Source organism: Actinokineospora alba (assembly GCF_004362515.1).
GTDB classification, from domain to species: Bacteria; Actinomycetota; Actinomycetes; order Mycobacteriales; family Pseudonocardiaceae; genus Actinokineospora; species Actinokineospora alba.
Genome location: NZ_SNXU01000001.1, coordinates 4,936,943 through 4,948,912, shown reverse-complemented (window position 1 = coordinate 4,948,912; position 11,970 = coordinate 4,936,943). Strand labels below are relative to the sequence as shown.

At 69.1% G+C, this 11,970-nt stretch carries 13 protein-coding genes; 6 read left to right on the top strand and 7 right to left on the bottom strand.

Translation table 11 applies throughout. From position 1 onward, the window contains the following. The first annotated feature begins 70 nt into the window (after positions 1-70). Together C8E96_RS22840 and C8E96_RS22835 are read left to right on the top strand one after the other, a co-directional pair. Positions 71-1,102 (top strand): TRM11 family SAM-dependent methyltransferase, encoded by a 1,032-nt coding sequence (locus tag C8E96_RS22840; protein WP_091382253.1) that lies wholly within the window; start codon positions 71-73, stop codon positions 1,100-1,102. After that, complete coding sequence (locus C8E96_RS22835; protein ID WP_091382256.1) at positions 1,099-1,527, top strand: universal stress protein; 429 nt, start codon at positions 1,099-1,101, stop codon at positions 1,525-1,527. The genes C8E96_RS22840 and C8E96_RS22835 overlap by 4 nt, the downstream gene beginning before the upstream one ends. Positions 1,528-1,720: 193 nt before the next feature. Here C8E96_RS22835 and C8E96_RS22830 read toward each other — a convergent pair whose 3' ends face one another. Genes C8E96_RS22830 through C8E96_RS22815 form a run of 4 tightly spaced genes read right to left on the bottom strand, consistent with a single transcriptional unit; the run spans position 1,721 to position 5,444 of the window. Next, complete coding sequence (locus C8E96_RS22830; RefSeq protein WP_267463836.1) at positions 1,721-3,916, bottom strand: heavy metal translocating P-type ATPase; 2,196 nt, start codon at positions 3,914-3,916, stop codon at positions 1,721-1,723. Positions 3,917-3,927: 11 nt separating this feature from the next. Next, positions 3,928-4,824: a hypothetical protein gene (locus tag C8E96_RS22825; RefSeq protein WP_091382260.1), complete on the bottom strand. Its 897-nt coding sequence runs from the start codon at positions 4,822-4,824 to the stop codon at positions 3,928-3,930. Between the two features lie 8 nt (positions 4,825-4,832). Then, positions 4,833-5,114: a metal-sensitive transcriptional regulator gene (locus C8E96_RS22820; RefSeq protein WP_091382265.1), complete on the bottom strand. Its 282-nt coding sequence runs from the start codon at positions 5,112-5,114 to the stop codon at positions 4,833-4,835. Between the two features lie 48 nt (positions 5,115-5,162). Further along, positions 5,163-5,444: a metal-sensitive transcriptional regulator gene (locus C8E96_RS22815; RefSeq protein ID WP_091382500.1), complete on the bottom strand. Its 282-nt coding sequence runs from the start codon at positions 5,442-5,444 to the stop codon at positions 5,163-5,165. 108 nt (positions 5,445-5,552) lie between these two features. Between C8E96_RS22815 and C8E96_RS22810 the strand changes: the two genes are divergently transcribed. The 4 genes from C8E96_RS22810 (at position 5,553) to C8E96_RS34415 (ending at position 9,403) form a co-directional block, all read left to right on the top strand. Beyond that, on the top strand, positions 5,553-6,281 hold the full coding sequence (locus C8E96_RS22810) for a ZIP family metal transporter (protein WP_091382269.1): 729 nt from the start codon (positions 5,553-5,555) through the stop codon (positions 6,279-6,281). A gap of 40 nt (positions 6,282-6,321) precedes the next feature. After that, complete coding sequence (locus C8E96_RS22805; protein WP_166658080.1) at positions 6,322-7,758, top strand: S8 family serine peptidase; 1,437 nt, start codon at positions 6,322-6,324, stop codon at positions 7,756-7,758. Positions 7,759-8,585: 827 nt separating this feature from the next. Next, entirely contained in the window at positions 8,586-9,182 is a 597-nt protein-coding gene (locus C8E96_RS22800; RefSeq protein WP_091382277.1) for a DUF7711 family protein, read from the top strand. A gap of 98 nt (positions 9,183-9,280) precedes the next feature. After that, the gene (locus C8E96_RS34415; RefSeq protein ID WP_267463835.1) at positions 9,281-9,403 is read left to right on the top strand and encodes a hypothetical protein; all 123 of its coding nucleotides are present in this window, start codon (positions 9,281-9,283) and stop codon (positions 9,401-9,403) included. 242 nt (positions 9,404-9,645) lie between these two features. Here the strand turns inward: C8E96_RS34415 and C8E96_RS22795 are convergent, their stop codons facing one another. Genes C8E96_RS22795 through C8E96_RS22785 form a run of 3 tightly spaced genes read right to left on the bottom strand, consistent with a single transcriptional unit; the run spans position 9,646 to position 11,907 of the window. After that, entirely contained in the window at positions 9,646-10,200 is a 555-nt protein-coding gene (locus C8E96_RS22795; protein ID WP_091382280.1) for a carboxymuconolactone decarboxylase family protein, read from the bottom strand. Beyond that, on the bottom strand, positions 10,197-10,622 hold the full coding sequence (locus C8E96_RS22790) for a DUF6187 family protein (RefSeq protein WP_091382284.1): 426 nt from the start codon (positions 10,620-10,622) through the stop codon (positions 10,197-10,199). Before C8E96_RS22790 ends, C8E96_RS22795 begins: the two co-directional genes overlap by 4 nt. Beyond that, positions 10,615-11,907 (bottom strand): FAD-dependent monooxygenase, encoded by a 1,293-nt coding sequence (locus tag C8E96_RS22785; protein ID WP_091382287.1) that lies wholly within the window; start codon positions 11,905-11,907, stop codon positions 10,615-10,617. Before C8E96_RS22785 ends, C8E96_RS22790 begins: the two co-directional genes overlap by 8 nt. Positions 11,908-11,970 lie beyond the last annotated feature (63 nt).

The window sequence follows — 11,970 nt, the reverse complement described above, 5'->3', positions numbered from 1 at the left end:
TCGGTCGGCTGACCTATGCGGGAAGCTCTAGGATCAGTGGGTTGACAATCCTAGTGACCGTGCGGGAGACATGGCCGACTACGCACTCCTCATCCTGCCCTCGACGAACCGTGTGTACGCCGATTCGTCGGTCGCGCTCACCGTGGCCGAACTCGAGGTGTTCAACCAGTCCGTCGTGGACGGTCGCATCGGCGACATCGCCCGCACCGAACTCGCCGGAGTCCCCTACGTCACCTTCAGCGCCGACGCGCTCGACGAGACGGACATCGCCTACCTCGCGAACCTGTCGTCGATGTACGCGCTGTTCCGACTCGACGGCAAGCTGCTCGAGCCGGTGCACCTGCACCGCCTCGACGCGTTCGACAGTGACCTGATCACCATCCTGAAGTACCAGGGCAAGACGAACGAGCTGTTCACCAAGCTGCTGCTCAACGTCACCCTCATGTCGTCGGCGCGGGCCCGCGACATGCTCGAGCACCGGCTGACCGTGCTGGACCCGATGTGCGGGCGCGGCACCACGCTCAACCAGGCGATCATGTACGGCTACGACGCCGCGGGCATCGACCTCGACCAGAAGGACTTCGAGGCGTACGCGGCGTTCCTGCAGACCTGGCTCAAGCGCAAGCGGATCAAGCACCACGCCGAGGTCGTCAAGGTGCGGCGGGACAAGCAGCACCTGGGCCGCAAACTGCAGGCGTCCATCGGCCTGAGCAAGGAAAGCTACAAGGCGGGCGACGCGCTGTCGCTGACCTACGTCAACGCCGACACCACCCGAGCCCGCGACTTCCACCGCCCCGAGAGCGTCGACCTGATCGTCACCGACGCCCCTTATGGTGTGCAGCACGGCAGCCGCGCGGGCCAGACGCTCCAGCGCACCCCACTGGAACTGCTCCGCGAGGCCACCCCCGCCTGGGCCAAGCTGCTGAGGCCGGGCGGGTCCATCGGGATCGCGGTGAACACCAACGTCGCCCCCAGGGCCGACACCCTCGAAATCCTCGCCCACGCGGGCTTGGACCCCCTCGACGACGGCCCGTACCGCGCCTTCGAACACCGAGTCGACCAGGCAATCATCCGCGACATCGTGATCGCCCGAAAACCATGACCGCACTCGTGGTCGGCGTCGACCACCGGGACCTGAGCTTCAAAGTCCTGGCGGTCGCCGCCGACCTCGCCACGAAACTGGGCACGGACCTGCATGTGGTGCACGCGATCGACCTGCGCGACTACCCGGTCGACCCGGACTCGGCGGACTGGGAACAACACGCCGAAGCCGCCCTCACCGAACTACGCGGAAACATCGAGCGGGCCCTGGAAACCCATATAGGACGGTGGACCTACGCGGTCCAGGTGGGCGAACCAGTCCCGACACTCAAGACAGCGGCAGACGAGCACGACGCATTGATGATCGTGGTAGGCCACCACAAACACTGGACCCCCGTACGGGTCACCCGCGGCTCGGTGGGCGCAGGCCTGAGCCGCACCGCCCACCGCCCGGTCCTGATCGTCCCCGAGCAGCCGGAAAATTGAACGCCCCGCGAACGCAACGGCCCAACGCAACGGCCTGTTTGGGTGGAGTGGTTTCTTTGGGGGAGAAGAAAGGCCCCCAAAACTTGCGTGGTCGTGGGGCCGAAGGCTTCCCACCCGCTCTTCCACGACGGGGCCTTTCTTCGTAGGGGCCCCAAAGAAACCACTCCACCCAAACAGGCACCAACAACGACAATCAGCGAAACCCCCGCAACCGCAAGCTATTGGTCACAACGAACACCGAACTAGCAGCCATCGCCGCACCAGCCAACATCGGATTCAACAACCCAGCAGCGGCCAACGGCAACGCAGCCACGTTATAAGCGAACGCCCAAAACAGATTCCCCTTGATAGTCCGCAAAGTCCGCCGAGACAACCGAATCGCATCCGCAGCAGCCCGCAGATCCCCACGAACCAGCGTCAGATCCCCAGCCTCGATCGCCACATCCGTCCCAGTCCCCATAGCCAACCCAAGATCCGCCGTAGCAAGCGCAGCGGCATCGTTGACCCCATCACCCACCATCGCCACAACCTTGCCAGACCGCTGCAACCGAGCGATGACCTCGACCTTCTCCTCAGGCAACACCTCAGCGATCACCTCGCTGATCCCCACCTCAGCAGCCACAGACCGCGCGACAGCCGAGTTGTCCCCGGTCAGCAGCACCGGCGACAATCCCAACGCCCGCAACAGCTTCACCGCTTCAGCCGAAGTCGGCTTCACCGTGTCGGCCACGACAAGCAACGCACGCGCCCGGCCTCCCCAAGCCACGACGGCCGCCGTGTGGCCACGCTCCTCGGCCTCCGCCTTGGCCGTCACCAGCTCGCTGGGCAAGCCCTGGTCAAGCATCCGGCCAACAGTCACCACCTCGCCGGACACCTTGGCACGCACACCCCGACCTTCGATGGCCGAGAAGCCCGTGACCGCGGGCAAATCGCCGACCTTGTCGCGCGCGGCCTTCACGATCGCCCGGGCGATGGGATGCTCCGACCCGTCCTCCACCGCGCCCGCCAGCCGCAGCACGGTCTCGACGTCCTCGCCCTCGGCGAGCTGAACGTCCACAAGGGACATCTGACCGGTGGTCACCGTGCCGGTCTTGTCCAGCACCACCGTGTCCACCCGCCGGGTCGACTCCAGCACCTCCGGCCCCTTGATCAGAATGCCCAGCTGCGCGCCACGTCCGGTGCCGACGAGCAGCGCCGTCGGCGTGGCCAGCCCAAGCGCGCACGGGCAGGCGATGATGAGCACGGCCACCGCCGCGGTGAACGCCGCGGACGTCGATGCCCCGGCGCCCAGCCAGAACATCAGCGTGCCGACGGCCAGCGCGATCACGACCGGGACGAACACCGCCGAGACCCGGTCGGCGAGCCGCTGGACCTCGGCCTTCCCGGTCTGCGCCTGCTCGACCATCCGCGCCATCCGGGCCAGCTGCGTCTGCTCGCCTACGTTCTTGGCCACGACGACCACCCTGCCGCCGACGTTCACTGTCCCGCCGACAACGGCCGCGCCCGGACCGACCTCCACCGGCACCGATTCGCCGGTCATCATGCTCGCGTCGATCGCCGACGTGCCTTCGTCGACCACGCCGTCGGTCGCGACCTTCTCCCCTGGCCGTACAACAAACCGGTCGCCGACGGTCAGCTGCCCGACCGGCACCCGCGTCTCGACACCGTCACGCAGCACGGCGACGTCTTTCGCGCCCAGGTCGAGGAGCGCCCGCAGCGCGGCACCGGCCCGTCGCTTGGCGCGGGACTCGAAGTACCGGCCGGCCAGGATGAACGTGGTGACGCCCGCGGCCACCTCCAGGTAGATGGCCTCACCGGACCCGCGCGCGATGGTCAGCTCGAACGGGTGCGTCATGCCGGGCACGCCCGCCGAGCCGAGCAGCAACGCGTAGAGCGACCACAGGTACGCGGCCAGCGTGCCGATCGACACCAGGGTGTCCATGGTCGCGGCGCCGTGGCGCAGGTTCATCCAGGCCGCGCGGTGGAACGGCCACGCGCCCCACACGATCACCGGGGACGCCAGGGCCAGCGACACCCACTGCCAGTAGGTGAACTGCAGCGCGGGCGCCATGGCCATCGCGACCACCGGCACCGCGAGGACGGCCGAGCCGACCAGCCGGTCCCGCAGCGGGTCGCGCTCCTCGACCTCGGGCTCCTCCTTGGTGGGAAGTTTCGCCGTGTACCCGGCGGCTTCGACCTGGGCCACGAGCGTGCCCGGGTCGATGCCCTCGGCGTAGGTGACGTTCGCCTTCTCGGTCGCGTAGTTGACCGTCGCGGTCACACCGTCGAGCTTGTTGAGCTTGCGCTCGATCCGGTTCGCACACGACGCGCAGGTCATGCCGCCGATCGAGAGTTCGATCTCGGCCGTCCTGGTCAGGTTCGTGGTCACGTCGGGCCCTCTCAGCCGTGTGTGTGACCGTCGGCGCCGTGCTCCGGCGACGTGGTCAGCGTGAACTCGGCGGTGCGCACGACCTCACCGTGCTTGAAGTCCAGGAACACCCGGTAGGTGCCTTCGGACGGGACTTCCGCGACAAACGCCACCTCCGGGCCGGGCGCGCCCGTCTCGGCGTGCACATGCAGGTAGGCGAGGTCGCCACCGCGCAGGGCCACCATGTGCCCGTAGGCGCCCAGGTAGGGCTGCAGATCAGCGACCGGCCGACCGTCCTTGGTGACGGTGGCGGTCAGCTTCGAGGCGTGTCCGGCGATCAGGTCGCCGCCGATGCGCACCTCGTAGCCGTCGACCTTGGCCAGCCACGACTCCTTCGGTGCGATCGGCTGGAACTCGCCCGGCACCATCACGTCGACGCCCAGGGTCAGCGGGGATCCGCCACGCGGGACGAAATCGGCGAAGACCCGGTAGCTGCCGGGCTGGGTCAGCTCGAGCGGGACCGACCAGATGCCGTCGGCAGCGCGTACCGGGTGGACGTGCTGGTAGCCGGCGGTGTCGCGGCGCACGACGATGAGGTGCAGTTCCTTCTCGTGCGCGACCTCGAAGTCGGTGACCGTCCTGCCGCCGGGGCCGGTGACGCGGAACGAGAACGGCTGCGCGGCGCCCGCCGGGAGCGTCGTCGTGGTCGGCACGAGGGCGTAGCCGCCGCTCCACGCGGACAGCCCGACCGGCGCCGAAGCGACAGCATGGTCACCGGCGGTCCCGTGGCCACCCGAGTCGCCGTGCGGCGCCTCCGGGCCGGGCTGCTCGACGTCCACCGGCCCCACCGCGACACCGAGCGCATAGGCCGCGCCGCCGACCAGGACCAACGCGGCGGCGAAGGCGGCGAGAATGCGGGCGGTCTTCACACCGGCCCCTACGACCGGACGAGACGCGCGATCGCGGCGCTGGCCTCGCGGACCTTGTCGTCGGCGATCTGCCCGCCCTCGGCGACCGCCTCGGCGACGCAGTGGTGCAGGTGCTGGTCGACCAGCCCGAGCGAGACCGCCTGCAGCGCCTTGGTCGCGGCCGACACCTGGGTGAGGATGTCGATGCAGTACTTGTCTTCCTCGACCATCCGCTGCAAGCCGCGGATCTGCCCTTCGATCCGGCGCAGTCGCTTCAGGTAGTCGTCTTTGTCGCCGCTGTAGCCGTGCATCGGTGTCTCCTTCGTGGACACCGACGACTATACCCTACCGGGGTACCCCTAGGATCGGACCAGCCTGGCGATGGCGTCCGACGCCTCCTTGACCTTCACCGCGGCCTCGTCGCCGCCCGCGGCCGCGGCCTCGACCACGCAGGTGGCGAGGTGCTCGTCGAGCAGTTCGAGGGAGAACGCCTGTAAGGCTTTGGTCGCCGCGGACACCTGGGTGAGGATGTCGATGCAGTACTTGTCTTCCTCGACCATCCGCTGCAGGCCCCGGATCTGCCCCTCCACCCGGCGCAGTCGCTTCAGATAGGCCTCGCGGTTACTGCTGTCGACGGCCACGTGCACTCCCCGTTTGTCGTCGTTGAAGAGCCAGAATACCGGTCAGGGGTACCCGGCGACGATCCCCCGCGCGTGCGAACAAGGTCGATTGCCGCCAGGCTGGGCCGCATGTGGGAAGCCATGTGGTGGGGACTGGTGGGCGGCCTCGCGCTGGTGGTCGGCGCGATCGTCGGCCTGGTGGGCAATCCCCGGCCGAAGGTCATCGCCCTGGTCATGGCCTTCGGCTCCGGCGTGCTGATCAGTGCCCTGGCCTTCGAACTGGCGGCGGAGGCGTTCAGCGGCGGCGGTGCGCTCGCCCTCGCGGCCGGTCTGGCCGCGGGCTCGGCGGCGTTCTTCCTCGGCGACCTGGTCATCGACCGGCGCGGCGGTGAACACCGCAAACGGTCGGACGGCCGCCAGCGCTCCGGCGCCCCACTCGCGATCGTGCTCGGCTCGCTGCTCGACGGCATCCCCGAGTCCGCCGCGATCGGCGTGTCCCTCCTCGACGGCGGCGCGGTCGGCACCGCCGTGGTGGCGGCGGTGTTCCTGTCCAACGTCCCCGAGTCGATGGCCGCCGCGTCCGGGCTGCGCAAGGCGGGCCACTCCGCCCGGTGGATCCTCGGCCTCTGGGCGGGCGTGGCCGCCGTTTCCGCCCTGGCCGCCGGACTCGGCTTTGCCACCCTCGGCGGCGCGTCACCGGAGACAGTCGCGGTCGTCCAGGCGTTCGCCGCGGGCGCCATCCTGACCATGCTGGCCGACACGATGATGCCGGAGGCGTTCGAGAACGGCGGCAGCGCGACCGGCGTGGTGGCCACTTTCGGCTTCACCACGGCGTTTCTCGTCAGCCACTTGGCGTGACTGATCGACTACGATGAGCGGGTCGTCCTTGGGAGGCACCATGGCTCGTTTCGCGATGCGGTTGCGACCTGACCAGGACCCCGCGGTCACCACGGCGCGGCTCGTCGCCGAACGCGGCGCCCAAGTCGAGCCCCTATCAGCCGACGACCCGGACATCTTGATCATCGACCTCCCCGACCGCGTCTTCGCCACCGACGCCGACGCCTTCAGCGACGCCTACACCCTGGCCGACGACTACGGGGCCCTCGCCGTCGAACCCGACCTGCCCACCGCCTTGTTCCCCGAACCCGACCCGGTGCGCGGCGCGGATTTCCCGCCCGGCTGCTGGTCCCCGGAGCATCCCAACCTGGCCGCGGAGTGGGCCCTGTGGACGATCCGGGCACCGCAGGCATGGGAGTACTCGCGGAGTCAGGGAAAGCCCGAGCGCGGCGAGGGAATCGTCGTCGGCCAACCCGACACCGGCGTCATCCGCCACCGCGAGCTGGACGGTGTCCTGGCCGTCCAGGGCTACGACTTCGTCGACAACGACAACGACCCGACCGATCCGCTGGCGGACGGAAACCCCGGTCACGGCACCGCCACGGCCAGCGTCATCGTCTCCCCCAACACCCACGTCGTCACCGGCGCGGCGCCTCGGGTGCGACACATGGCGATCCGTGCGATCGAGAGCGTCGTGCGGGTGACGCAGGTGTCGGTCGCGAAAGCCGTCGTGTGGGCGACGGACCACGGAGCCCACGTGATCACGATGAGCCTCGGCGGTCTGCCGTCGTTCGCCTTGGACCGGGCGATCAACCGCGCGGTGGCGGCAAACGTGATCGTCATGGCGGCGGCGGGAAACTGTGTGGGCACAGTCGTATGGCCCGCCCGCTACGACAACTGCGTGGCCGTGGCGGGCACCACCCCGGACGACACCCCATGGCGTGGGACGTGCAAGGGAAAGGCGGTCGACATCTCCGCCCCCGGCGAGAACGTCTACCGGGCGCGCATCCCCCAGTTCCCGGGTGACGGGGATTCGGGACAAGGACAGGGAACGAGCCTCGCGGTGGCCCTCACCGCGGCCGTCGCGGCCCTATGGCTGGCCCACCACGGGCGAGACCGGGTGATCGCCAGCGCAAGAGGCCGGGGCGAGACCGTACAAGCCCTGTTCCAGCGCCTCATCCGAGACACCGCCCGACGCCCACCAGGCTGGAACACCAACGAAATGGGCGCGGGCATCATCGACGCCCAAGCCCTCCTGACCAAAACCCTCGACGCAAGAACCCCAACGGCCGACGCGGCAGGTACCGGCTCCGTCCCCGAACTGATCACCGAACTACTCGGCGACATCGACCTACGCGTCGACTGGGACCGATATGGCCCGGAGTTGGCGTCCCTGATCCTGCGCACCCTTCTCGGCGACCGCACGACAACCCTCCCGTCAGGGGAGTTGAGGGCAGCCATAACCAACGAACACCTACGCCGATTCCTCCGCCTCTAGCCCTCCCCTCCCTCCGACAGCGCGCGCCAGGTCTCTTGCCACCCCTTGTTCCTCACCGCATCCTGTGCCCGGCCCCCATCTCCCTCCCGTGCCGTACCCGCCCTCGAACCCACTTCGCCCCCAAGTCCCTCACACTCCCCGCCCCGTACCTTCCTCCCGCGCGATTTCTCCCGCGCTCTCCCTCCCGCGCCGTTCCTCCGGCGCTCTCCCTCCCGCGCTCTCCCTCCCGCGCACCCCACGCCGTTCCTCCCACGCCCTTCCCCCATGCGCTTCCTCCCACGCTCTCCCTCCCGTGTCCTTCCTCCCGCGCCCTTCCTCCGGCGCCCTTCCCCCACGCGCTCCCTCCGTTGCCCTTCCTCCCACGCCCCTCCTCCCGCGCTCTCCCTCCGGCGCTCCCCCTCCCGCGCACTCCCTCCCGCGCACTCCCTCCCGCGCACTTCCTCCCGCGCTCTCCCTCCGGCGCTCCCCCTCCCGCGCACTTCCTCCCGCGCCCGTTCCCTCCCGCGTCCACCACCTCCGCACCCTCCTGCCTCCCTGCGCCCTGCCCCACTCCCGTCTAACTCCCCTTTCCCCTCAAACCCCAGCCACCCTTCGCGCCCCCTCCACACCACCCCCCAAACCCATCGCTCTACCAGATATCTTGATAGTTAATAACGGATAACGAGATCCAGGAACACGCCCCATCGAACACGATCTTCAGCTGAGTCCACTTCAGACCTTCGAGGTCCTAGGACTATTGGACTAGTCCACATCAGACCGAAGTCCGATGTGCCGCCCCCGCGCCGTCCCGTAACGTCTTCCCCACAGCACTTCACGAGGGGAGCAAAGTGAAGCGGATCCGCGCGCTGCACCATCTGAGGACCGTGGCCGACACGTGCGCCGACATGGCCACCCGGCCGGAGTCGATCTTCCCGCTCCGAGTGCGCGAATTATGGGCGGCCGGTGAGATCCTCGAGCCGGTCGACGAACTCGACGCCGTGACGGTCGCGCTGGTGGTCGACCTTCCGGTCGATGACGTCGCGTGGCTTACCGAGCCGTCCGGGTCGCAGCACTGGGCCAACGCGGCGAAGCTGCAGACCGCACCGGTCACCGTTCGGTGGCGTTCGGCGCGGGCTCCCGTGTGGAACCACGTGCTTCGCCGGCCCGCGCTCATCTGGGATCTCGACAACGGGATCGCCGAGTCGACCCTCGACGCGATCGGGGACGGGGACACCGCCGACGTCCGTGTCGACGAGCCGTCCACCGACGCCATGGCTCAGCGACTGGCCGACGACCTCGCTGTCAGCCTGCGCGCCTTGAGCTCCCGGACCGCCCACTACGCCGACCGCCGCTGGAAGCCCGGCAAGCTCGAACCGGTCGCCGACGCCCTCTGGCACGCGAGTGAGGGATATCTCGATCTCGTCAAAGCAATCGACTGCCCCTAGACCATTACGTAACGTCCGCTCGGAACGAGAAGGGGTGTGAATACGAACAGAGCGGGTAACTCCGATCCGGACACCCCGCGAAAGGGCAGGAAGAAACGATGCTGCAGACCGATCCGAACCCCATCTACACCATGCTGGTACGCGAGTTCGGCGTCGACCTCGAGAAGGAGTCGGCCGCCGAGCCCGAGACCGTCCAAGAAACCCCGCAGGCGCCCAGATAGCCGGCAAACGCACGTCGGACGAGGTGACGTCAGCGACTTGCGATCAGGGCCGGGATGGCGCGTTCCGGTTCACGGGTTTCGTATTTCCACCGGCATCGAATCGCGTGACCCCTCGGCTACTGTCAGTCGGATTCCCGGACCATGGGATTCGATGCGGCGGTTTGCGACGTTAACGAGCACTCAGCCACAAGCCTGGTACTCGTTTCGTTGAATACATCGAGTGTCGCGGTCCAAATGGCCGATCAGGCGGCCGCCGGTGGGATCAATTTGGCCAGCCCCACATATCCGATGTCATGCAGACGCTTCGCCGACACGGAGAAGTAGCTCGCGTCCGCGCTCACGCCCAAGCCCTCGACCATGCGGTTCATGAAGTTGAACAACGCGCACACGAGGACGGCGCTGTGCAGTGCGGACTCATCCCAGCCCGCGGCGTAGACGGCCTCGGCGTCGGCCGGGGTCATCGCGGACGGGGTCTGGGTGAGTTTGCCGACGTACCGCAGCACGGGCAGCAGTCGCGGGTCCACCCGGGCGCTGTCGAGGTCGGCGAGCGCGGCTCCCAGCAATCCCGGTTCGACACCGTGAGCCTCGGCGGTGGCTGTGTGCACGCCGTGGCAGTACGCGCAGTTGTTGACCCCCGAGACGTAAGCGGCGATCAGCTCACGTTCGGCCAGGCTGAACGGGGACGGGCCGCGCATCACCGTCTCGTGGTACTCGATGATCGGGCGGGCGGTGTCGGGGTAGGCCTTGAACACGTCGAACAGGACGGCGTTCTCGGGCAGCGACGGCAAGAAGGTCACGGGGTTCCTCCCAGAGTGGCGACCAGGTTGTCGATGTCGGCGCGGCGCAGCCAGCAGGCCGTCAGGTAGACCACCCCGGCCGGGCCGACCGTGCTGAAGACGGTGGTGAGAGTGCGGTGGCTGCGCTCCCATGCCTGGCGGAGCGACGCGGACGTCGACGGGCTGGGGTCGGCGTCGGCGAGTTCCGGGCGGATCGAACGCCACCGGCGGGCGCCCGCGGCGACCAGGTCGGGCATGGTCAGCTCGGCACCGCCGTGGCGGACGTGGTCGACGAGCATGGCGACCTGACCGGCGTCGTCGGCGAGGGTGACCACGGCCAAGCAGGCCAGCAGCCGGTCCGGGTCGAGCCCGAGCAGCATGATCCCGGTTTCGGTGGACGCCGGGTCGTCGAGGGCGGGCAGGTCGAAGCTGGTGTCAGACAAGGGCTGCGACCTCCATCGCGGTCGGCACGGTCACGCCGATTCGGGCGGCGATGGTGGCGGCGACCCGGGCGGTGGCGACCCGGTGGCCGTCGATGTTGCGGGCGGCGGGTCCGAGCACCATGCAGGCGGCGGCGCCGACGGCGAGCACGCGGGGGTCCGCGCGGTAGGCGAGGGTGCGTTCGTCCAGGTCAGGCCAACCGTCGCGGGCGCGCACGATGTCGGCGGGCAGCAGGCCCTCGCCGGTGGACGGCGTGGTGCCGATGGCGAGGACAACGTGGTCCCCGTGCACGGTGTTGCCGTCGGCGAGTCGCACAGCGCCCGGGCGGGCGTCCACCACGGCGTGCCCGCGGTGCACGGTCAGCCTGCCGTCGGCTTCCGCGGCGCGCAGGAGGGGCTGGAACTCGAACATGACCGAAGCACGACGGTGGCGGCCCATGAGGGTGAGCCGGTCCGACCAGGACGAGTGGTCGAAACGGGCACGGCCTTCCGGGCGGAAGAAGGAGGCGTTGACGTCAGCGCACTGGTAGCGCTCCTCGTTCTCGCGGAGCACCCAGCGCACAGTCAGGCCGCGGGCCAAGGAGTTCGCGATGACGTGCGCGGCACTCAGCCCGGCACCGACCACGACGACCGACCGGGCGGAGGCGGGCACGGGCTCGTCCCAGTAGCCCACTCCGCCCGACCAGGCGGCGGGTGCGGCGCGGCGTTCCTCGCCGAGGCACAGCACGGTGAAGCGCGCGTTGACACGGCCATGGTCGGTGTGCACGGCCAGACCTGTCCGACCGGGCCGTACCTCGTGCACGTCGGCGCACCAGGTCCGCGCGGTCACTCCGTGCACGGCGGCGATGTGGCGGCTGTACGCCTCGAAGACGTCCACCGGGACAACGGATCGGTGCCCGGCCTGCGCCATGCGGATCTCCCTGCGCTCCACGGGAGTGAGCCGGGACCAGTGCAGCCGGGCGAAGTCGAGCAGTTCACAGTCGCGGTAGCCCTCGACACCGGGGTGATGCTCGTAAGGCGAACGCAGGACACGCTGCCCGAGGGTGTCGATCCGGTCGAAGAACCGCTGACACGGCCTGCCGTCGCGGTCGAGCAGGACCACATCGGACACACCGAGGTGCCACAGCGCGGACGCCACCGCCAGTCCGGCCGGGCCCGCGCCCACGATGACCACGTCGGCGCGGACGGGCAGCGGACCCGTGGCTGCCGACCGCGATACCAAGGGGTGCGGCCACTCCCGACCTCTCGGCGACTCCAGCAGGTGCGGCTCGGGCATGAACTTCATCATCTGGGCCTCGCCTGGGATGGACGCGAAAGCGAAGCCGGGTGACCCGGCTCCGCCTGTGTCGAA